20 protein-coding genes are annotated in these 22,349 nt (G+C 61.4%); 11 read left to right on the top strand and 9 right to left on the bottom strand.

All coding sequences use genetic code 11. The features are described 5' to 3' along the window. The first annotated feature begins 138 nt into the window (after positions 1-138). Together ROSERS_RS06910 and ROSERS_RS06905 are read left to right on the top strand one after the other, a co-directional pair. Positions 139-1,449: a glycosyltransferase gene (locus ROSERS_RS06910; RefSeq protein WP_011956094.1), complete on the top strand. Its 1,311-nt coding sequence runs from the start codon at positions 139-141 to the stop codon at positions 1,447-1,449. Positions 1,450-1,527: 78 nt separating this feature from the next. After that, complete coding sequence (locus tag ROSERS_RS06905) at positions 1,528-2,310, top strand: tetratricopeptide repeat protein (protein WP_011956093.1); 783 nt, start codon at positions 1,528-1,530, stop codon at positions 2,308-2,310. Here the strand turns inward: ROSERS_RS06905 and ROSERS_RS06900 are convergent. The 6 genes from ROSERS_RS06900 to lepA form a co-directional block, all read right to left on the bottom strand. Further along, positions 2,298-3,143, bottom strand: coding sequence for a slipin family protein (locus ROSERS_RS06900; protein WP_011956092.1), 846 nt, complete (start codon positions 3,141-3,143; stop codon positions 2,298-2,300). The genes ROSERS_RS06905 and ROSERS_RS06900 overlap by 13 nt on opposite strands. A gap of 16 nt (positions 3,144-3,159) precedes the next feature. Continuing rightward, positions 3,160-4,554, bottom strand: coding sequence for an NfeD family protein (locus ROSERS_RS06895; RefSeq protein WP_011956091.1), 1,395 nt, complete (start codon positions 4,552-4,554; stop codon positions 3,160-3,162). A 109-nt stretch (positions 4,555-4,663) separates the two neighbouring features. Then, positions 4,664-4,891 carry a DUF951 domain-containing protein gene (locus ROSERS_RS06890; protein WP_011956090.1) on the bottom strand — a complete coding sequence of 76 codons (228 nt, stop codon included), beginning with the start codon at positions 4,889-4,891 and terminating at the stop codon, positions 4,664-4,666. 6 nt (positions 4,892-4,897) lie between these two features. After that, on the bottom strand, positions 4,898-6,445 hold the full coding sequence (gene mazG / locus ROSERS_RS06885; protein ID WP_011956089.1) for a nucleoside triphosphate pyrophosphohydrolase: 1,548 nt from the start codon (positions 6,443-6,445) through the stop codon (positions 4,898-4,900). Continuing rightward, the gene (locus ROSERS_RS06880; RefSeq protein WP_011956088.1) at positions 6,442-7,455 is read right to left on the bottom strand and encodes a peptidylprolyl isomerase; all 1,014 of its coding nucleotides are present in this window, start codon (positions 7,453-7,455) and stop codon (positions 6,442-6,444) included. The genes mazG and ROSERS_RS06880 overlap by 4 nt, the downstream gene beginning before the upstream one ends. 57 nt (positions 7,456-7,512) lie before the next feature. After that, entirely contained in the window at positions 7,513-9,318 is a 1,806-nt protein-coding gene (lepA, locus tag ROSERS_RS06875; RefSeq protein ID WP_011956087.1) for a translation elongation factor 4, read from the bottom strand. A gap of 246 nt (positions 9,319-9,564) precedes the next feature. Between lepA and ROSERS_RS06870 the strand changes: the two genes are divergently transcribed. The 4 genes from ROSERS_RS06870 to ROSERS_RS06855 all read left to right on the top strand — a co-directional run bounded on the left by ROSERS_RS06870 (position 9,565) and on the right by ROSERS_RS06855 (position 14,886). After that, positions 9,565-11,808 (top strand): hypothetical protein, encoded by a 2,244-nt coding sequence (locus ROSERS_RS06870; protein WP_232282785.1) that lies wholly within the window; start codon positions 9,565-9,567, stop codon positions 11,806-11,808. Between the two features lie 91 nt (positions 11,809-11,899). After that, positions 11,900-13,957, top strand: coding sequence for a serine carboxypeptidase (locus ROSERS_RS06865; RefSeq protein ID WP_011956085.1), 2,058 nt, complete (start codon positions 11,900-11,902; stop codon positions 13,955-13,957). A gap of 1 nt (position 13,958) precedes the next feature. Beyond that, entirely contained in the window at positions 13,959-14,546 is a 588-nt protein-coding gene (locus ROSERS_RS06860; RefSeq protein ID WP_011956084.1) for an NUDIX hydrolase, read from the top strand. Continuing rightward, positions 14,527-14,886 (top strand): hypothetical protein, encoded by a 360-nt coding sequence (locus tag ROSERS_RS06855; RefSeq protein WP_041333187.1) that lies wholly within the window; start codon positions 14,527-14,529, stop codon positions 14,884-14,886. The genes ROSERS_RS06860 and ROSERS_RS06855 overlap by 20 nt, the downstream gene beginning before the upstream one ends. Before the next feature lie 48 nt (positions 14,887-14,934). Here the strand turns inward: ROSERS_RS06855 and ROSERS_RS06850 are convergent, their stop codons facing one another. Then, positions 14,935-15,150: a hypothetical protein gene (locus tag ROSERS_RS06850; RefSeq protein ID WP_041333182.1), complete on the bottom strand. Its 216-nt coding sequence runs from the start codon at positions 15,148-15,150 to the stop codon at positions 14,935-14,937. After that, entirely contained in the window at positions 15,147-15,587 is a 441-nt protein-coding gene (locus ROSERS_RS06845; protein ID WP_011956082.1) for a PIN domain-containing protein, read from the bottom strand. Before ROSERS_RS06845 ends, ROSERS_RS06850 begins: the two co-directional genes overlap by 4 nt. An 818-nt stretch (positions 15,588-16,405) precedes the next feature. Between ROSERS_RS06845 and ROSERS_RS06840 the strand changes: the two genes are divergently transcribed. From ROSERS_RS06840 to ROSERS_RS06820, 4 genes are all read left to right on the top strand, one after another. After that, positions 16,406-17,368 (top strand): IS110-like element ISRfsp2 family transposase, encoded by a 963-nt coding sequence (locus tag ROSERS_RS06840; RefSeq protein WP_011956081.1) that lies wholly within the window; start codon positions 16,406-16,408, stop codon positions 17,366-17,368. 239 nt (positions 17,369-17,607) lie between these two features. Next, a protein-coding gene (locus tag ROSERS_RS24805) for an IS630 family transposase (protein WP_232282784.1) occupies positions 17,608-18,719 on the top strand; the annotation gives its coding sequence in 2 pieces (ribosomal slippage) (positions 17,608-18,022 and positions 18,022-18,719; 1,113 coding nt in all). Between the two features lie 203 nt (positions 18,720-18,922). Then, entirely contained in the window at positions 18,923-19,177 is a 255-nt protein-coding gene (locus tag ROSERS_RS06825) for a glutaredoxin family protein (protein ID WP_011956079.1), read from the top strand. Between the two features lie 43 nt (positions 19,178-19,220). Further along, positions 19,221-19,508 carry a co-chaperone GroES gene (locus tag ROSERS_RS06820; RefSeq protein ID WP_011956078.1) on the top strand — a complete coding sequence of 96 codons (288 nt, stop codon included), beginning with the start codon at positions 19,221-19,223 and terminating at the stop codon, positions 19,506-19,508. Between the two features lie 266 nt (positions 19,509-19,774). On the opposite strand, the gene ROSERS_RS23975 is transcribed toward ROSERS_RS06820, so the two are convergent. Beyond that, positions 19,775-20,650, bottom strand: coding sequence for a WD40 repeat domain-containing protein (locus ROSERS_RS23975; RefSeq protein WP_011956077.1), 876 nt, complete (start codon positions 20,648-20,650; stop codon positions 19,775-19,777). Between the two features lie 549 nt (positions 20,651-21,199). Between ROSERS_RS23975 and ROSERS_RS06810 the strand changes: the two genes are divergently transcribed. After that, entirely contained in the window at positions 21,200-22,270 is a 1,071-nt protein-coding gene (locus ROSERS_RS06810) for a BMP family ABC transporter substrate-binding protein (RefSeq protein WP_011956076.1), read from the top strand. Positions 22,271-22,349 lie beyond the last annotated feature (79 nt).

Below are 22,349 nucleotides of genomic sequence, written 5' to 3'. Positions count from 1 at the left end.
CGAGAACCAGGAACTGAGAACCAAGAACTGAGAACTGAGAACTGAGAACTGAGAACCAGGAACCAAGAACTGAGAACCAGAAGAGCGAGCGTTTACGTCAGAACTTGTTTTGCCGACGCGCACAGGGGGAGGCAACCGATGCATATTCTCTTTCTTTCTTCCTACGTTCCCTCACCCATCCGGGTGCGACCATACGGGTTCATTCGTGCGCTGGCGCGCCGGGGTCATCGTGTCACGCTGGTCTGCGGCGCCGGCGTGGAGGATGGACCGGCGCTGAACGTACTGCGCGATGTATGCACCCGGATTATCACAGTTCATGTGAGCAAAGCCAGGATGATCGGGAACGCACTCCGGGCGCTCCCCGGCGACCTGCCACTCCAGGCGGCGCTCAGTTTCGATCAGCGTCTGCGTGAGGCGGTGCGTGCCGAAGACCGGAGTGGGCGATACGATGTTGCGCATATCGAACATCTGCGTGCATCGGCGCTCGGCTACGCCCTTATGCGCACCCCTGCCGTCCTCGATTCGGTGGACAGTATCAGCCTGCTGTTCGAGCGCACCCTCCGCGGCAGCCCCTCGCTCAAAAGTCGCGCGCTCGCGCTGCTCGATCTGGCGCGCACACGCATCTACGAGGCGCGCTACACGCATCACTTCGAGCAGGTAATCGTCTCATCACCCGAAGATGCCTGGGCGCTGCGCACGCTTCATCGTCACCTGTGTCCCTACCGTGCGCCGGATCGACCGGAATGGTTCGCGAACCCATCCGATCAGGCTGCCGAATCGATAAGCGTTGTCCCGAATGGCGTCGATCTGGAATACTTTGCACCTCAGCCCATCGCCCGTGAGCGAGCGACGATCGTGTTCAGCGGCAAGATGAGTTACCACGCGAACGAAGCGGCTGCACTCTACCTGGTGCGCGAGATCATGCCCCTGGTCTGGGCGTCTCGCCCGGAGACGCGCGTGGTGATCGCCGGAAGCGCGCCGCCGCCATCGGTACGGTCGCTGGCAACTGATCGGCGTGTCACGGTGACCGGTTACCTGGAAGACCTGCGCCCGGCGATTGCCGGGGCAACGGTGGCAGTCGCGCCGCTGCGTTACGGCGTTGGCATTCAGAACAAAGTGCTCGAAGCGATGGCGCTGGCGACTCCGGTCGTTGCGGCACGACAGGCGGCACGCGCGCTGCATGCGGTGGAAGAGCGTGATCTGCTGCTGGCGGAACAACCGTATGAGTATGCAGACGCCATCCTCAACCTGATCGACGACCCGCAGCGCGCTGCGACCATCGGCGCCGCAGGCAGGCGATATGTCGAGCGCTACCACACGTGGGACGCCGCAGCCGAACGACTGGAGCGCGTCTACAGTGCGGCGATAGCCGCAACAAACGGGTCAGTGCGCACACGCGCCTTCCTCAACGGCGTCTCCAGGACCCTGACGTTGCCTGCGTCACGCTGAAAAAGTGACAGTAGATGTCACACGCTCCTGATATGATGGGGGTGAAGATCCGCATCATCATAGAAGGAGCATGTACCGATGGCGCCATGTACCACCGTCGGTCGTCCTGCACCGCTATCGCATCGACTGGTGCGAGCGCTGCTGATCGCACCCGAATCCGCGCTCATCGCAGCGCTGCTGATCATCAACCTCTTCGCTCCATCCATCTGGATCGGGGCAGGAATGACCCTTTTGATCCTTATCTTTCTGACGCGCTTCGCCGCACTGCACCTTGCCAGCCTGGCGATCCGGCGCGCACGCTGGAATGCAGCGGACGCGCTGGCGACCGTGGCATACGTTCTGCATCCCCGCTCGCCGGATGCGCTGGCGCTGCGGGGCATTGTGGCGCTCACCCGCGACGACGCCAGCAGCGCGGTTGCTCTGCTCCGGCGCGCCCTGGACCTGGCGCCGGATCGCGCCGCGTTCGCTCTTGCGCTGAGCAGCGCTTTACTCGAACAGGGAGAGGTCAGCGCCGCAGAACGCGCCGCACGTCGAGCGCTGGAACTGGAACCGGCGAATGCTGCCGGGCATCTCTGCCTGGCGCAGGCGCTGGACGCCGCTGGCGCTTCGCCTGAAACCATCGAGCAACATCTGCGTGAAGGGTTGGCGCACCACCCGGCGCCGGACGCAGAAGCATCGCTGCGCTGTGCACTTGCGCAGCATCTGGCGCGTGAAGGGCGACTGGCTGAAGCGGCGCTGGCGCTCAGCGCTGCGCGCGCCATGCTCCCCCGATGCAGCATGGCGCACCGCACCGCAGTGGGTCGCCACATCGCCGAAATCGAAGCAATAGTGCGCCCACAGCGCGAAGATCACGCTGCCTGACCATCTTGCTCACGAGGCTGTTCGCTCAGCTCTTCGCGACGGGTGATCGGCGCGACCCCGTTGCGCTGGGCGCGTTCGATCCCATCCAGAAAGACTTTGATCGTATCGACCGGCAGCGGGAAGATGATGGTGCTGTTCTTTTCGACTGCGATTTCGGTCAACGTTTGCAGATAACGCAGTTGCAGCGTCACCGGCTCGCTGGCAATCACCGTGGCTGCTTCAGCCAGCATGCGTGACGCTGCCAGTTCACCGTCGGCGTGGATGATCTTGGCGCGCTTCTCACGCTCGGCTTCCGCCTGCTTCGCCATTGCGCGCTGCATACCCTGCGGCAGTTCGACATCCTTCACTTCGACGATCGTCACTTTGACGCCCCACGGTTCGGTCTGCTCGTCGATGATCCGTTGCAGACGCTCATTGATCGCCTCACGACGCGCCAGCAGTTCATCGAGTTCGACCTGACCGACCACACTGCGCAGCGTCGTCTGGGCAATCTGCATCGTCGCCCGGATGTAGTCCATCACTTTCACGATCGCCTTTTCCGGGTCGACAACCATAAAGTAGAGCACCGCATTGACCTTGATGGTCACATTGTCGAGGGTAATGACCTCCTGCGGCGGCACGTCCATGGTGATGACGCGCTGATCAACCCGTACCATGCGCTCGATGAACGGGATGAGGAAGAACAAACCAGGTCCGCGTGCGCCAACCAACCGACCGAGTCGGAAGACAACCCCCCGTTCATACTCCGGCACAATCTTGATGGCGGAAAACCCGATCATGAGGATTGCGAAGAGAAGAACCCCAAGACACAACAAAACGGCTCCAGAACCCATGACAAGCTCCTTGTATCTACACGACGCGTCCCCCGGAAGGCGGTTGCGCTTCCTGCGGAGCTGGCTCCTCGCTTTCGAGCGGACGCACAATCAGTTGCAGATTATGCACTGCAACCACCCGCACCCAATCGCCGACTTCCACCGGTTCGGATTCGCTGATCGCCTGCCACAGCGCACCCTCGACGAACACCATGCCACGCGGGTCCAACCGCCGCCGCACCTGCGCCAGACGCCCGATGAGCGCCTCGGTCCCGATAGCCGCCGGGCGCTTGCGACTGCGCAGCGCCAGCGCCAGCCCTGCCGCTGCGGTTGCTGCAATCCCGCCGATCACGATCAGGAGCGCCCACCAGGCGACGCCTGCACCGGGCGCCTGCGTGGCATCGATCAGATTCCCGCCGCCAACACCGAGCATCGCCAGACCGGTAATCATCAAACCGCCATGGGTTGGCGCGACGAACTCCGCGCCGATCAATACCAGACCAAGGATCACCAGCGTCATACCCCACCACACGATTGGAAGAACCAGAAATCCGGCAGCAGCGCCCAGCAGCAGCACTAACCCTGCGCCGGCAAACAGCCCGACGCCGGGTGTGTTCAACTCAAGATAGATTGCCATTGATCCAAGCACCAGGAGCGCAAACGCAACCGTCGGATCGGCAAGCGCCAGGCGGAGACTCTCGAACAGCGTCGGCTCGATGAACGTCGGCGTTCGTCCAAGCGCCGAAATACGAACCGTTCGACCATCATCGAGCGTCACCGTGCGTCCTTCGAGTAGGGTCAACAGTTCACGCTGATCGGCTGCCACCAGATCGACGGCAGGCGGATCAAGACTGATCGCCTGCTGATTGTTGAGAATGACCCCTTCCCGAACCGCGCGGTCGATCCAGTCGGCATTCCGTCCCCGGGTCTCATTCCATTTCCTCATTTGAGCACTGACGTTATCGAGCAAGAGATCGCGGGTCTGCTGACTGAGGGTTTCATCCACCTGCGCAAGGGGAAAGGGACTGCCAAAACTGGTATCAGGGGCAAGCGCACTCACATGCGCTGCGGTCACGAACAGTGCGCCGGCAGGACCCGCCTGCGTGCCACGCGGGGTGATGAACACGACAATCGGCACGCGCGCCTGCGCAATCTCAGCCGCAAAAACACGCACCTCGCGCAGTACGCCGCCGGTGCTGCTGTACGAAATAATCAGTGCATCGGCGCTCGAAGCTTCGGCGATCTGCACTGCCCGCCGCAAGTAATCGATCGTTGGCGCCGTTACAATCCCGTTGACCTCGACAGCATACAGCGGACCGCCGCTCTGTTGGGCTGTTGCGTTTTCGTCCGGCAGAATGAGGAGGAGCAGCGCAGTCGCAAGCGCCACAACCAGCATGCTGCTACGCTGATAAGGGGAGCAGTGTGCAGGCATCGCGGTGCGCCTCGTTTCCAGGCTGACATTTGAACCACAGAACACTTCCACATGATACAGCGATATGCCAACCTGTGCCAGTACGATTCGGTCGTCTTCTTGACCTTCGTTAACCGCCGGAAGGATGATCGCCGCTCAACGACGCACGTTCGACGATACGTTTGACCCGACGCTCAAAATCGGATCGCAGCAACAAAACCTTACGCTTGCAGGTCTGGCAGCGGATGCCGATCTCGGCGCCGATCCGCACAACCTCCCAGGTATCGCCGCCGCACGGATGCGGCTTGCGCATCTGCACAATATCGCCAACACGAATGTCGAGCGGCGGTTTGGGCATACCATATCACCGTATGACATCGGCGTCATCGGATGCTTCACGAGCGCGATCCCACAGCGCCAGTTTCTCGGCGACGCTCAACGTATGCAGGTCACGCCCCTCAAGCAGCGCCTCGAGGCGGGTAAACCGACGACGAAAACGGGCGACAGCGGAGCGCAACGCACTCTCGGCATCAACGTCGAGCCGCCAACCCAACCGGGCAAGCGCCAGCAGCGCATCGCCCAACTCGGCTTCCGCCTGCGCCGGATCCGTCGCACCGGCGCGCAGTTCATCGAGTTCTTCCGCCAGCGACTCCCAGGCGTGGTCGATCTCCGGCGCATCGAACCCGGATCTGGCAGCCTTGTTGATCACCTTCTGCGCCATTGCCAGGGCGGGCAACGATGGCGGAATGCCATCGAGCGCACTGTGACGCTGCGTGCCTTTCGCAGCACGTTCGGCGCGTTTGATCGCCTCCCAGTTGTGCAGCACCTTATCGCTCGCTGCCACATCGAGCATGCCAAATACGTGGGGATGACGGCGGATCAGTTTCTCCGCCACGGTGCTGAACACATCGCCAGCATCAAAGCGCCCCGCCTGACGCGCCATTTCACTCTGCATCAGAATGTTGATCAACAGATCACCCAGTTCTTCGACCAGCGCCGCGTCATCGTCGGCATCGAGCGCCTCCAGCACCTCATGCACCTCTTCGAGCAACGCCGGGCGCAATGACTGCGGCGTCTGCTCACAATCCCATGGGCACCCATTCGGTCCAAGCAGGCGCGCGATGATAGACGCCACCCCTTCCGCTCCGCGCAGATCGGCGAGCGGCGTCAGCGGCGGCACAAACAGACTGGTCAGATGGTCGAACTCGCTGCGGTGATCGAGCGTATGCAACGGAAGTTCAGTGACGGACTCCCGATCCGCCACCCCTGCGGCGCGCACCAGCGTCACCGGATGATCAGCCGGGTAGCGTTCCATCAGCGACAGTTTGACGTGCGACGCCACCGACCGGCTGTAGACCTGACAGATCAGCGCCGGGCGCGTGGGAGTCAGCGGAAACGGCAACAGCGGCGGCGCATACGCATATCCATGGAGCGTCGCCCATGACGGCGCCTGGTCGTGCTCTGGCGCATCAACGATCACCAGATCGAGCGCATCGATCAACTGCAACCCGTGTTCGAGCGGATCAACCCCCAGCAGCGCACATGTCGGCTCAATGAAACTCACCCCGGACAGGACACGTACAGGGACGCCTTGCGCGCGCGCGCGGCGCAACAGATGGCGCGAGGTGGCTTCCGCCACCAGCGGATCTCCCGGAACTGCATACACCACCGGCTCACCGCCGCGCGCGCGCGCGATCAGGGCATCGGCGATCCGCTCATACACCTCGTCGAAACGCTCCGCCCGCTCGTACAGATCGTCGAACGCATGGACGGCAATGCCCGACGGCAGCGCGGTAACTGTCGGGTGCACAGCCGTACGCAGATAGAGCATGCGCGTCGTGGAAATCACCTCCCACGCCGCGCGCGTGATCATGCCGGGATCGCCGGGACCAAGTCCAACAATCGTGATCATGGCGCTGGTGTCGGTAGCGGAGCAATCGTCGGCAGCGGCTCGGGCGACGGCGTCGGGAAGACCGGCTCGACCAACCGTTGCTCCTGAATCGCCTTCTCGCGCTCGCTCTGCAACAGACGTTCGAACGCAGTTTGCTGCTCGAACGGCAGTTCCTGCGCAACACGCTGTTCAATGACCGCCTGAGCGTCCGCCGGATCAAGCGCGGGCGCCTGTCCACGCGACACGAGTCGGATCACATGCCAGCCGAACTGCGTCTGCACCGGGGTCTTCGTCGTTTCGCCCGGTTGCAGGTCTTCGAACATTGCTTTGTCGAACTCAGGAACAAACTGACCCCGCTGGATGTTCTCATACACGCCGCCATTGTTCGCCGAGCCAGGGTCCTGCGACAATTCTTTCGCCAGATCGGCGAACGCCTCGCCCTTGTCGAGACGCTCAATCACCTGTTTCGCCTCGTCTTCGGTCGCCACCAGAATGTGCGCCACGGTTGCCACATCGACCATCCGCTGCGTATCTGCCATCACCTCATCGGTGATCCGCTGGCGAATATCATTCTCGGAGACCAGCGTTTCACCGAGTTTCTGGCGCGCCAGAAAGTAGGTCACGAACAGGCGGAACTCCGGCGACGCCTCCCCCGGCAAACCGAGTTGCTCCTGGATCGCCTGTTCGAGCGACATCCCGCCTCCCATCTGGATCTGCTGGCGGAACCGCTCGATCTGATCGTTCACCTCGCCGTCGCTGACGGTAATGCCGCGCTGACGGGCAAGACCGAGGGTCAACTGCTGATCGATGAACTGTGATACCAGTTCACGTTCGATATCGAGGCGCGACGGCAGTGGAAACCCCATCCCTGCCTGTTGCGCAAATCCTTTCTCGATGCGATCAATGCGCTGATCGAGTTCCTGGCGCGTCAGTGTGACATTATCGACCCTGGCGACGGTCTGAGCGCCTGCGCCGCACGCAGCCAGCGCCAGCGCGACCAGAAATGCAGCGATGGCATGTTTGAAGCTCACGGAAGGTCCTTTCACCACAGAAGAAATAAACCGTATGCAATCGTGTCCAAACGGACGTTATTCGGCGTTCAGCGAGAGCACCGCCATAAACGCTTCCTGCGGTATCTCGACGTTGCCGACCATTTTCATGCGCTTTTTACCCTCTTTTTGCTTTTCGAGCAGTTTCCGTTTGCGCGTGACATCACCGCCGTAACATTTGGCGAGCACGTCTTTGCGCATTGCCCGGATCGTTTCGCGCGCAATCACCTTACTGCCAATCGCCGCCTGAATCGGCACCTCGAACATCTGCCGCGGAATCAGTTTGCGCAACCGCTCGACCAGCGCACGCCCCTGGGCATAGGCGGAGTCGCGGTGAACGATCAGTGACAGCGCATCGACCGGTTGACCGTTCACCAGGATATCGAGTTTCACCAGATCGGCGGGTTGATACCCGGCGAGGGTGTAATCAAGCGAAGCATACCCCTGGGTGCGCGACTTCAACTGATCATAGAAATCAACCACAATTTCCGAGAGCGGGATTTTGTACTTGAGGGCGACACGCTGCGGATCAAGGTGCTCCATCGTCTCGAAGACACCACGCTTGCCGGTCGCCAGTTCCATGATCGAGCCGATGTAGCGCGTCGGCGTGATGATCGTGATCAGCATGATCGGCTCTTCGATCGACTCGATCCGCCCCGGATCCGGCATATCGGCAGGATTATCGACGGTGATGACATCCCCGTTGGAGAGGAGCACCTGGTATTCGACGCTTGGCGCGGTGATCAGCAGGTCAAGCCCGTATTCGCGTTCCAGCCGTTCGCGCACGATTTCCATGTGCAGCAGTCCCAGAAAGCCGCAGCGGAAGCCAAATCCAAGCGCCGCCGACTTTTCGGGCACAAACGAGAGCGCTGCATCGTTGAGTTTCAACTTCTCAAGTGCGTCGCGCAGGTCGGTATAGGCATTCGTGTCTACCGGATAAAGACCTGCGAAGACCATCGGTTTGGCGGGACGGTAACCGGGAAGCGCAATTTCAGCCGGCGCATCAGCAAGGGTGATCGTATCCCCTACCTGGCATTCGCCGATCTGCTTGAGACCGGTGGCGACATACCCTACCTCGCCGGTATCGAGCCTGTCGAGCGGCGTCATGTGCGGACGAAACGCACCTACTTCCAGTGCTTCCGCTTCGGCGCTGGTCCCAAGCATGCGCAAACGCGCGCCAACAGGGAGCGTGCCGTCCACAACCCGCACGTAGGCAATGACACCCTTGTATGGATCGTAGTGGCTATCGAAGATCAGCGCGCGCAGCGGTCGGTCGTGCTGACCGTGCGGTGGCGGGATGCGCTCGACAATCGCTTCGAGCAACTCATCGACCCCGATGCCTTGCTTGGCAGAGACGCGCAGCACATCCTCGGCGGGCAACCCCAACACCTGTTCGATCTCCATGGCGACATGGTCCGGGTCAGCGCCGGGCAGGTCGATTTTGTTGAGCACCGGGATGATCGTCAGGTCGTTTTCCAGCGCCAGGTAGACGTTCGCCAGCGTCTGCGCCTCGATGCCCTGCGAGGCGTCGACCACCAGGATCGCGCCTTCGCCGGCAGCCAGCGCGCGCCCGACTTCAAAACCAAAATCGACATGACCCGGCGTGTCGATCAGGTTGAATTGATACGTCTGACCATCGCGCGCCGTGTAGTGCATGCGCACAGCCTTACTCTTGATGGTGATGCCGCGTTCGCGCTCCAGGTCCATCGCGTCGAGCACCTGCTCGCGACGCTCGCGCTCACTGATCGTCCCGGTCATTTCGAGCAGACGATCCGACAGGGTGGTTTTGCCGTGGTCAATATGCGCAATGATCGAAAAATTTCGGATGTGCTGCTGATCTGCCATGCTGATAGTTCCATAAACGCTGCATGCTCACTCCAACAGGTTGGAAGTATAGCAGATGCCGTGATGCCCCGCAACGATATGGAACGAAGTACGTGTTCATATTTCTCCTGGGAGCGAGGGCATCTTGCCCTTGTAGACGCGACGAGGGCGGGACGCCCCTGCTCCCAGGCGCGGGTATCACTGTGATCGTCGCCTGGTTGACAGACGCCACACTCATCGAGATAATCGGCGCCGATGGATAGACGGATGATCAGAACGTCCTCTGGCAGCGAAACGATCCGGTTGCTGCGCGACCGCGCACTGCACGGGTTGCTGGCGCTGTTCGTTCTGCTACTGACGCTGGTCGCTCAACTGCCGCAGCGATATGTCATCGATGTCGGGCGCGAGGATGGTCCGGGCAGCGATCTGCCGCTCGTGCGCGGCATGTTTCCCGTCGAGGAGTCGCCATTCGGCGTATTCCGCTGGACAACCGAACGTGCCGGGATACGACTTCCAGGCTTCGGTCAACGCGCGCTGACGCTGATGCTTCGCACGCTGCCGGTGAACGATGAGGTGGCAACCCGCGGCGCACGTGAACTCGAACTCTGGTCATCCGGTCGGCAGATTGCGTCGCTGCCGGTGCGCCAATCCGGGGCAATATACCGCGTCCTGATCCCGCCTCCCGCCGATATGTCCGGCGATCATCAGATTGAGATCCACAGTGCGACGGTCACGCCAACCGGCGACCGCCGCGCCATTGGAACGCCGCTGACGACCGTGATTGTCGCGGTCGAAGCCAGACCGGCATTGCCGTCCTGGCGTTCGATCCTCGGCTGGTCGGTCGCAGGACTTATCCTGTGGATCACACTGCGGCAGGCAGGGTTCGCAGGCACGGGCGCTCTGACGATCATGACGCCGCTCCTTGGGCTGGCTGTCTGCGGCGCATGGCTCGATCCGCCACGCTTCGCATTCGGCACTGTTCCTGCGCTGATTGCTCTGGTCGTCGGGTGGATGCTGGTTATCGCGCTGCGCGCTGCACCGCACACGTTGCGACGCGCAGGGCTGGCGCTCGGTGCAGTGACGACGGTGCTGTGGCTGATTGACTGGCAGGGTCCGATCATCGATCTGGGACGGGCGGCTGCCAGTGTGCGCGCAGCGACGGGACTGGCGGCGCTGGCTTTCCTGAGCGCGGCTGCGATTCGTCCGGCGCTGACAGGCGCGCTGGCGCGTCTGGGAGTCACAATCCCGGCAACGCACTGGCGCTGGTTGCTGCTGATCATTGTGATCGTCTTCGCCACGCGCTACGGCGGCAAAATCTACCCCGACTCGATGCCCGGCGATATTGGATTCCACGCCAATCGCTTCGCCGAGACGGTGTGGGGCAGGGTGATGCTGGTGTCGCGCAACCGCGGCGTCGATTTCCCCTATCCGCCAGCATTCTACCTGATCCTGGCGCCTTTCACGCTGCTCGACATCGACCGACGGGTGCTGCTGCACCTTGGCGCGGCGCTCCTCGATGCCTTCAGCCCGTTGCTGGTGTACATCCTGACGACGGCAGTGATCTCAAAGCCGCAAAATGAGCGATTACGCTGCAACTTCAGCGACCCTTTTCCTATACCGCTGGTCGCAGCCGCACTGTATGGGTTTACGCCTGCCGGGCACCTGACGACGTGGTGGAATTTCAGCACCCACATCTTTACCCAGTGTGCGCATCTGCTTTTGATCACCCTGCTGGTTCTGTTCTGGAAACCGATTGGCAGTGCTGCGTCGGCGCATCGCTCACCGCCGGACTCAGCACATTCTGCGGTTCTGCTGTGCGCAATGCTGGTGATCGCACAACTCCTTGTCTACCTGGGACACTTTGGGTTCTGGATGAATATGTCGCTGCTGGGCGGCTTCGGGCTTGCCGTTCTGCTTGCGACGGTGCGCCGTCGGCGCGCTGTACCGGTCCGGGCGATTGTCATCTACGGCATCGCCTTCGTGGTGGCACAGGTTATCGCCGTCCTGTTCTTCTACAGCGCCTACACCGGCATGTTTGCGCAACAACTCGCGGTAACCGCCGCCGGAGGATTGACCGGTCTGGCAGGACGGGCGCCAGCATCGTTCGAGACGCTGTGGAACACACTGTGGGACGCAGGGTTCCGCCAGCACTACGGTTTTTTTCCGCTGGCGCTGCTGCCCGCAGGCATCCTGTGGTTGATCACGCGATCTTCTGGCGCAGAAAACGAACATCGGCGACCTGCCGCGATCCTGGCGATCGGGACGATCCTCATCGCCGGAGGTTTCGCGGCGCTGCCATTTCTCAGCGGCTCCACCCTCTCAACGCGCTGGCTGATGTTCTCCGCCTGGCTCGTGGCGCTGAGCGCGGCAATGAGCGCGGCGGCGCTCTGGCGCTGGGGATGGGCGGGGCGCGCAGTGACGCTCGCAGCCGGCGGATATGTTTTCTGGGTGACTGTCAGCACGTGGCTTGCCGCGCTGCTGTGGCGCGTGCGTCCACCCGAACCGTTTTAGCGCATGCGTGTGAGTAGTGGTATACTGGCTATGCAATCTCCACCCGCTCTTCTGAACGCCGGAACGATCAGCAGCGACAAAGGGGACGCGCATGAAACGGATTGTGAGTATCAGCCTTGGTTCTGCACGACGCGATTACCGATTTGTTACGACTGTTCTGGGGCAACCGATCGAAGTGCGCCGCATCGGCACAAATGGCGACACCGCCCTGGCTGCGTCACTTGTGCGCGACTTTGACGGCAAAGTGGATGCCATTGGTCTTGGTGGATTGACGTCGGTCTTCCATGTTGGCGCGGCGCGTTACCCGCACCACGAAGCCATCTCGATCGCGCGCCAGGCGCGTCGCACGCCGGTGGTCGCTGGCAACCTGATCAAACAGACCCTCGACCGCTGGTGTGTGCAACAGGCGAATCAGGCGCAGCGCGGCATGTTCAACTACCGCCGGATTCTCGTCACCAGCGGGATCGACCGCTACGCGCTGGCGCAGGCGCTGGCGCAGTACGACGCTGAGTTGCGCTTCGCCGACCCGGTCGTTCACAGCGGGTTGCCGTTCCTGCCGCTGCCGCGCACCATCGCCCAACTCGATATGTATGCGGCGACGACGCTGCCGATTGCGGCGCTGCTGCCATACCGCGTGCTGCATCCGGTGGCGCTGGGGAGCGAAGGGCACGATGCGCGCGCCGAAAAGCACTTTGCCTGGGCGGACGTGATTGCCGGCGATTTTGCCTACATTCGGCGTTTCGCACCGCGCGATCTGAAGAACAAGGTGATCGTCACCGACGACCCGTCGCCCGACGAGATCGAAGACCTGCGCGCACGCGGCGTTCGCACCCTGGTTACCCTTTCGCCGCGCCTGGAAAGCCTGGAACCGGCGCAGCGCTCATTCGTCTCCGCCGATGTGCTCGAAGCGATTGTCGTGGCGATCCTGGAGTCGGGACCAACACCGACCGAAGGAGACATTATCAACTTCATCGATGAGGCGGAGTGGGGACCGGAGGTTATCACCCTCAGCGATACGGCGGAGAAACCACGGTTCGCATTTGTGATCCATCCGCTCTCCCCGAAGTATATCGCCAACCACCCGCGCTTCCGCTTCACCCGTTACCTGCCGGAGCGCCTGGTCGAACGGGTCGCGGCGCACTTCCCGCCGATGTATATCTCGAAGATCCGCGGCATCCGTTCGCAGGCGACGGGTGAGGAGATCGAGGGACTGTTGTTCACCCTCGGAGCGACCCCGCGCGAACTGATGCGCCACGACACCTCATTCACCTATCGCCGCCTGATCAGGTGCGCCCGCATGGCGGAACGCATGGGCGCAAAGATCATGGGGCTTGGCGCATTTACGTCGGTGGTGGGTGATGCCGGCATTACCGTGGCGCAGAAGAGCGATATCGGGATCACATCGGGCAACTCGCTGACTGTGGCAGCCACGCTCGAAGCGGCCAAGCAGGCGGTCATCAAGATGGGCGCCACCGACCTGACACGCGGCAAAGCGATGGTCGTCGGCGCTACCGGCTCGATCGGTTCGGTCTGTGCGCGCCTGTTGGCGCAGGCGATCGGTGACGTGGTGCTGGTGGCGCCGCGCGTGGAACGCCTGCTGGCGCTCAAGAAGCAGATCGAAGCGGAAACGCCCGGCGCACGGGTGACGGCGACGACCAGCGCCGATGCATATCTGGCGGAATGTGATCTGATCGTCACCACGACATCGGCGTTGAGCGGCAGAGTGATCAATGTCGATAAACTCAAGCCCGGCGCCGTCGTGTGCGATGTGGCGCGCCCGCCGGATGTGAAGAAAGAAGATGCAGCCCGCCGCCCCGATGTGCTGGTGATCGAGTCGGGCGAAATCCTGCTGCCCGGCGAACCCGACTTCGGCTTCGATATCGGACTGCCGCCCGGCACGGCGTATGCCTGCCTCTCTGAGACGGCGTTGTTGACCATGGAACATATGTACGGCGATTACACCCTTGGTCGAAACATCGAAATCGAAAAGGTCAAGGAAATGTACCGCCTGATGAAGAAGCACGGTCTCCAGCTCGCCGGTCTCCGCTCGTTCGACGAGTATGTGACTGACGAGATGATCGCAGAAAAGCGACGCCTGGCGGAGGAACGCCGACGCCAGATCGGACGTCCAGTTGGGACGATGTCGTGATATGCTTCTCGACCCCGCCATCGAAGCCGACATCCACGCGCTGGCGATGCGTTACGGAGCGCCACGCCGCATCGTCGCGCCGCTCGACGGCGCTTCCTTCGATCCGGTTGCGCGTTCTGACCGTTATGGTGAAGTCTGCATGGTGGTGCGGCGCGGCAACGGACGATTGCTCACGGCGATCAAAACGTTCTATCCCGCCGGGTGCTTCCGGTTGCTGACCGGCGGGGTCGCGCATGGTGAAACGATTGAAGCTGCGTTGCAGCGCGAGGTCGAAGAAGAAACCGGATTGCAGACTGTCATCCGGCGCTTTCTGGCAATCATCGTGTACCCGCCGCAACGGTTTGCAACTTTCGCCTTTCTGCTCGATGAGCGCGGCGGCGAACTCGGATCGCGCGACCCGCACGAGCGCATTGCTGCGTTCCGTGAGATCGACGTGGCGGAACTGCCACTCCTTGCGGCAACCCTCGAAGCGGCGCCGGATCGGTTCGATGACGAGATTGGTGGAAACTGGCGCGAGTGGGGGCGTTTTCGCGCTATTGTGCATCGTGTGGTCTACCAGGCGTTGAGCGATGATCAAGCAGCAGCGTGAGTTGATCGTTGCACCCCGCTACGCATGGCTGCGTCGGGTGGCATTGAGCCTGGCATTCGCCATCGCTGCCGGGTTGCTGGTGTTTATCGTAGCGCGCGGCATTTCTGGCGCGCTCCTGTTCATCGAACATCAGGAACTGGTGCGTTCGGCAGCCGCAGCGCTGCGCAACGGCATCGAAGGATTGCCGACCGCCGACCTGCGCGCAGCGCGGTTGCGTGCTGAACAGAGCGCGGAAACGCATATGCGCATTGGTCTGGCGCTGGCGTTCATCGTGGCAGCGATCACGGCGGCAGGCAGTTACCTCTGGCAGGAACAGCGCGCTGTACAGAATGAGCGCTAGCCGTCACTGCTCGGAGCACACAAAGCGCAAAGGTGCACAGGTTGCAACTCATTCAGTCTGAGGCGAACGTTTGCGCTCGATCTCAGACACAATGTCATCGACCGTCAGGTGACCAATAATCTGCTCTCGCTCCCCGGTATAGTCACCGTACCCAACCATGAACTGGTTGAGGAAACGCGCTGTATTGACCACGCCAATCTCACGGCATAAGAGTTTGATGGTAGAGACGGTTAGTTCTTGAAGCGGGACTGTTTGAGCGGTCATTGTGCAAGTTCTCCTGCTAACACCAATAACGACACGACCTTCACGCGCAGTCCTTCGATGACGCGCGCCCGGCGAAGAAGGCGATCATCACACGAGCAGAAGTAATCAGCGCCTGCTGCTTCCGCACAGGCGATATGGAGAGCGTCCATGCCGCGCAGGCCGCCAGCTTCGAGTTCTTTTGCGCGCATCGAGATGGCATGGTCAACCTGCACCCTGATCGCCGCGCCCGATACAATCTCAGCAACGTAGGCGCGCCGTACCGGATCAGGATTTTGAGCCAGTTCAAACTCGAGCGCTTCGGATGAGATTACCTCGATCTGGTGCTGTTCCCAGAGTGAAAGAAGAGCAAGGACTGCTTCCGACTCCAGCCGCACCCGCACCTGACTCTTGTTGTCCAGCGGGCGCTGAAAACAGCAGTTGTCCAGATAGACTCTCATGCTACCATTATACCTCGACGGACTGACTACCGCAGCGCTGTCAGGAGCGTGCATCCCGGCGCCGTTCATCAACGCTATCGTTACCGATTTATCGCCCGGAACGCATCGTCGCCTGTCAGCATCTTCCTGAGCGCTCACATTTCTCCTGGGAGCCAGGGCGTCATGATCTAAAGTCCGACATAGCCCGCGCAGGCGGGCTTCGCCTCGAAGAGCCGGAATAGAACACGGATTGGCACGGATAGGACGGATAAGCACGGATGAAGTTTTGTCTGCAATAGCCCGCGCAGGCGGGCTTCGCCTCGAAGAGCCGGAATAGAACACGGATTGGCACGGATAGGACGGATAAGCACGGATGAAGTTTTGTCTGCAATAGCCCGCGCAGGCGGGCTTCGCCTTGCATAGCCGAGGGCTTATGGTCTTTGAGTAATTATTCCGCCATAGCCCGCGCAGGCGGGCTTCGCCTTGGCTAGCCGAGGGCTTCAGCCCCACGGCTAGCGCGGGATAGCGGATTTATTTCTCAATCTCCATCAGCCCCACGGCTCATTCGGCATAGCGGATTATAGCAGTTCTCAGATACGTTGACCCCTGGTCGGGTCTGCCGTGTCGCGCGAGACACCCGCTTCCGCTGCGCTCCCCCATCTCCGCGCCTAGTATAATCTAACGGGACACGGTATACCGTTCTGCGCCAGGTTCACGAGATCGCCGCGGAGTGTTGGGTAGCCGTGTCCTTCAACGCGACCAAGCCGAACAGTTATCTGGGCCCTCAAACCCGCATATGCTAGCAAGGCTGGCGCCGTTTTCCTCAGGAGGTTCTGTGTATGGCTTCCCGTGAGTCGCTCTTTATCGGCATTGATGTCTCCAAACAGACGCTGGATGTGGCGTTTGGCGCCGACCCGCACGCGCCACGCGAGACGATACCGTCTACCGACGAAGGTGTCCAGCTCCTGGTCACGCGACTCCAGCGCCTGCAGCCGACCCTGATTGTGCTGGAGGCGACCGGCGGGCTGGAGCGCATGGTGTTCGCCCAACTGCTCCAGGCTGGCGTGCCGACGGCGCGGGTGCAGCCACGCCGCGTGCGCGCCCTGGCGCACGCGGAAGGACGCCAGGCGAAGACCGACCGCCTGGATGCCCGGTTGCTCGCCCGCTTTGCCGAACGGGTGCGCCCGCCGCACCACCAAGCGACGGACGAGCAGCGCGCATCCTTGCGCGACCTGCTGGTCCGGCGGGAGCAGGTGATTCAGATGCGGACGGCTGAGATCAATCGGTTGACGGCTGCCGCGCCGAACCTCCGCCCGGGCATCCAGCAGCATATTGATTGGCTGGATCAGGAGATCCGTGCGCTTGAGCAGGAACGCGACAACGAGGCGGAGCGCACCGACGAGGTGCGCCGGAAACGGGAGCTGCGCGAAAGCGTGCCCGGCATCGGCGCGATCACCGCACTGAACCTGCTGCTCCGCCTGCCCGAACTGGGGACCATCAAGCGCACGGAAGCGGCGGCCGTTGTGGGCGTTGCGCCGTATGCCAATCAGAGCGGCGCACAGCACAAACCCCGGCATATCTCCGGCGGCAGGAGGGATGTGCGCAGCGTGTTGTACATGGCGACCCTGGCGGCCACGCGGCGCCGTCTGGTCAGGCGCGCCTTCGATCAGCGCCTGTGTCAAGCTGGCAAGCCGCGCAAGGTCGCCATCGTCGCTGCGATGCGCAAGCTGCTGACTATTCTCGGCGCAATATTGCGTCAGCAAAAGCCCTGGGATCCGGCTGTGCATACGAGCGCCCCTTGACAAGCAACACAGTTACTCCGCGTGAGCCGGTCTGATACGCACAGAGACGCGGAACACATGGAGGGATGGCGCACACGGCGTCTGCTTTCGATGGCAGGTGCAATCCTGCCCAACAAGACCAATCTTTGTGAGAACTGCTATAAATCCTCAATCTTCATTAGCCCGACGGCTAGTACTTGACCACACTGGTCTCATAGGGTATTCTTTCTTCCACACTCCTCTCGTGGAGTGAAGGAGCCATGCCCAGACCCAAAGCATACGTGGTGACGCTGACCGAAAAGGAGCGCTTGTCCCTGCTTGATCTCCTGAAGAAGGGGGAAGTGAACGCCCGGATGGTTACTCGGGCCCGGATTCTGCTCCTTTCAGCAGAGGGCGCGACCGATCAATCGATAGCCGATGTGCTCAAGGTGAATCCGCAGACGGTGCGGAACATCCGAAAACGGTTCGTAGAGGAGGGGCTGGAAGCCGCTTTGCAGGAGCGCCCCCGGCCTGGCGCCCAGCCGAAACTGGACAGCAAACAGGAGGCGTTCCTGATCGCCCTGGCCTGCAGCGCGCCGCCGGAGGGCCGGGAGCGCTGGACGATGCAGCTCTTGGCCGACCGGCTGGTGGAACTGAAGATTGTGGAATCCATCTCCGACGAAACGGTGCGGCGGGTGTTAAAAAAAACAACCTTAAGCCCTGGCAGAAGCAGCAGTGGCGCCTTGGACAGATTACTGCGGACTTCCTCTGGCGCATGGAAGATGTGCTGGACCTGTACGCCGAACCTTACGACCCACGACGACCGGTCGTCTGCTTTGACGAACGGCCGTATCAGTTGGTGGCGGATGTCCAGGCGCCCCTGCCGATGGAGCCGGGGCGTCCGCAGCGGGTGGACGACGAATATGAGCGGCAAGGATGCTGCAACCTGTTTTTGATCTTTCAACCCCTGACGGGCTGGCGGGAAGTCCACGTGACGGAGCGGCGGACGAAGGAGGACTTCGCCCGCCAAATGAAATGGCTGGTGGATGAAGTCTTCCCGGAGGCAGAGGGGATTCGCGTGGTGCTGGACAACCTGAACACCCATACCCCAGCTGTTCTGTACCAGACTTTTCCACCAGAGGAAGCCCGACGGCTGACACGGAAGTTGGCGTTTCACTCTACGCCGAAGCATGGCAGTTGGCTGAACATGACAGAGATCGAGTTCTCCATCCTGGCTCGCCAATGTCTGGATCGGCGTCTGCCGGATATAGAGAGCGTACGCCGAGAGGTAGACGCATGGGCAAAAGCCCGTAGTGAAGTCCGGGCTACCGTGCAATGGCGGTTCACCACGGCCAATGCCCGGCTCACGTTTCGTCGCTTTTATCATCAGTAATCAGTGTGGTCAAGTACTAGTGCGGTATAGCGGATTAAATGCTCAATCTCCATCAGCCCCACGGCAAGGGCGCATACCGGATTAAGTGCTCAATTTCCATATAAGCAGGGAGTGCGCACGACCACAATGCGCAACAACCGCTGTAACCCCGCGCCGGAATCTGCATCTATACGGATGAAAGACACTGCAGAAAGGCTTCGAATATGAGCGAGACGAAGCCACAGCCACGAGTCATCATGTTCACCACGCCGACCTGCTCGTTTTGCAATGCGGCGAAAAACTACTTCCGGCAAAAAGGGATCAAGTTCAAGGATGTCGATGTGAGCAAAGACCCCGCCGCTGCGCGCGACATGGTGCGTCGCTCAGGGCAGCAGGGCGTACCGGTCATCGACATTGGCGGCAAGATCGTCGTTGGCTTCGACCGCCCCAACATTGATCGCCTGCCGGACATCAAATAGCGACGTCAGATCAGACAAGTTTCGGATAAGGAGCAGACCAGCCATGAGCGCAAATGGAACCGAACCCGGTATCCAGCCACCGGGCGCACGTGTCCTGTTGAAACCTATTGAACAGGACGACCGCACGAGCAGCGGCATCTACCTGCCGGACACTGCGAAAGAAAAGCCACAACTCGGCGTTGTCATCGCGGTTGGCGACGCCGATGATATCAAGGTGCAGGTCAACGACAGGGTATTCTTCGCAAAGTATTCGGGCACGGAGATCACCTGCAAAGGCGACACCTTTTTGCTGATGGACGTCGGCGACCTGCTGACGCGCGTGACGAACTGATTCCTGGAATCAACCACAATGTTGCGGTGATGGGTGGCACGGAGCGCGGGTGTCCCGCCCTTGTGAGACAGCCAAAGGCACAATGCCCGCGCTCCGTAACCAATCGTATCGTTGCACCGTGCCTCGCGCTGTACCGCGCACCCCGCGCTACGGTTTGCCGGCGGTTATCGCCTGGCGGCCATCACTTATTGGCTATCGACTATCGGCTATCGGCTATCGGCTATCGCCTCTCGCCTCTCGCCTCTCGCCCCTCGCCCCACCCCGCCCTACGGCTTGCCGGGGCAGGTGGCATGGTACGGCGCCTCAGGACCCACATACTGCCGCCATTCCTCCCGCGTCAGGTTGCGCGGCAGGCGGCGACAGGCTTCAGCGATCAGGTCCTCCGGGCGCCACCACCAGACCCGCGCCGTGCCATCCCCACTCCCGCTGACCACGTACTGCCCGTCGGGGCTGAACGCGACGGCGAGCACCTCGCCGTCGTGGGTCATGCGGGCGACTTCGCGCCCGGTGTCCGCCTCCCAGACCCGCGCCGTGGTATCCCAACTTCCGCTGACCACGTAGCGCCCGTCGGGGCTGAACGCAGCATCGTACGGAGCGTGGGTCAGTCGGGCGACTTCGCGCCCGGTCACCGTCTCCCACACCCGACTCCCGCTGACCACCAACCGCCCGTCGGGGCTGAGCGCAACGTCGGTCACATTGTCATCGTGGGTCATGCGGGCCACTTCGATGGGCAACAGCTTTAACCCGCGACGTATGAACTGGTTGGCTTCGAGCAATGGACCGCCGCGCTGCAAGGCTTCCACCCCTAGCAGCGTGCCGATGAGTGGACCCTGCGGGATGCGATCAAACACCAGTTGTCCAGTTGCCACCATCTGCAGCGCCTGCGCCAGGGTGCGCTGCACTGCTGCCTCGGCTTGCGCCGTGGCACGCATACTGGCTTCCCGTACTGCTGTGTTGCGCTGTGCTTCTGCCTCAGCCTGCGCTGTGGCCTGCACTGCCAGCGCCGCCTCGTGCTGACTGAGAGCGTCGTTGCGCTGGCTCCAGAAGGCAACGGCCAGCCACGAGGCGATCAGCAAGCCAGCCGCCAAACCAAGAATGGTCTGCCGTTGTGTCCGCTCCTGTCGCTCGGGTTTCTCGTTCATCGCAATCACCTCTGTCGATCAATCTCGTGACCGTTCTGGCGTTCCGGTTCCGCCTGCTGGATTCGTGAACGATACCTTCGCGTTGTTGCGAGCATTCGGGTGGCGTATCTGATGATTGCACGCCGCCGACACCGCCGCCTACCATACATCCTTATCCTTACTACACAACGGTGTTCGCGCCCAACTTTGGCGCTGTGCGGAATGTCGCACGCCAGGATCGTGGGAACATGCGGACGAGATACCCGCATATCCGGTCTGCACGTGGCTCAATGATGCTCCACTTCGTTGTGGAAACACCAGGATGGCAGGAATGGTATGCGAACCACCCTCTTCAGCTCACCACGGCTCTTCCGTACCTTCTACACGTCTTAACACTCCGATAACCGCCGTTGGCGTCTTTGATGCGACTGTGCTATAATCGCGCCGACTCCAGAGAAACGGCTTCAGTGCGCAGATCAGTGCGTGGCGGCGCTACATCGTGCGTGGATGAAGCCGTATGCAGATTCCTTATCCGCACCCGTTGCAGGTGCACCAATCCAGGAGGCGAGTATGCGCAAGTCACTCTCGTTCATCACGTTGCTGCTCGTTGCGGCGCTGATTGCCGCGTGTGGCGGGCAGCAAGCCGGACCGCAACCGACCGCCGCTCCAGCAGCGACCACCGCCCCGGCTCAACCCACCGAAGCAGATTGCCCCAAACCAGAAGTGCTGTGCGTCGGTCTGGTCACCGACGTCGGCGAAATTGACGACAAAAGCTTTAACCAGTCGGCGTGGGAAGGCGTCAAGCGCGCTGAGCGCGAACTTGGCGCGATCGTCAACTATGTCGAGACGAAGGACGCCAAGGATTACGATGCCAACATCGCGCTGTTCACCGAAAAAGGGTACGATGTCATCGTCACTGTCGGCTTTGCGCTCGGTGAGGCGACCGCCAAAGCCGCTGCGGAAAATCCGAATGTGAAGTTCATCGGCGTCGATCAGTTTCAGGCAACGGAAATCCCCAACGTCGCCGGTCTGATCTTTGCGGAAGACAAGGCGGGCTTCCTTGCTGGCGTCCTTGCAGCCGAGATGTCGAAGAGCAACAAGATTGCCGCCGTACTTGGCACGAACCTGGTTCCGCCGGTTGTCGCCTTCAAGGAAGGGTACGAGAACGGCGCGAAGTATGTCAAGCCCGACATCCAGGTGATTTCAACCTACCATCCGGGCGGTCTCGATACGGCGTTCACCGATCCGAAGTGGGGCGCCGATCAGGCGAAACTGGCGATTGACCAGGGCGCCGATGTGATCTTTGGTGCAGGCGGGAAGACCGGCAACGGCGCGCTGATCGAGACGGCGGCGAATAAGGGCGTGTACTGCATCGGCGTGGATACCGATCAGTGGGAGACGGTTCCCGAAGCGCGCCCATGCCTGATTTCGAGCGCCATGAAACTGATCACACCGGGCGTTTTTGATCTGATCTCGAAGGCGAAGGAAGGGAACTTCCCGTCAGGCAACTATGTCGGTGAAGTCGGACTGGCGCCGTTCCACGACTTCGATGCGCAGATTCCGGCTGAGGTGAAGGCGAAGATCGCCGAGATCGACAAGGGTCTGCGTGACGGCTCAATTTCGACCGGCTATAAGCCGTGAGATAGACCGGGCTATCTCCTGATACGGACATAGCCCGATTGATCGTTCGTGTACGCCGCGCAGAACCTCGCGTCGCTGT

It is taken from the genome of Roseiflexus sp. RS-1 (assembly GCF_000016665.1).
In the GTDB taxonomy this organism is placed as follows: domain Bacteria; phylum Chloroflexota; class Chloroflexia; order Chloroflexales; family Roseiflexaceae; genus Roseiflexus.
This window is presented reverse-complemented; position numbering and strand designations above follow the sequence as displayed.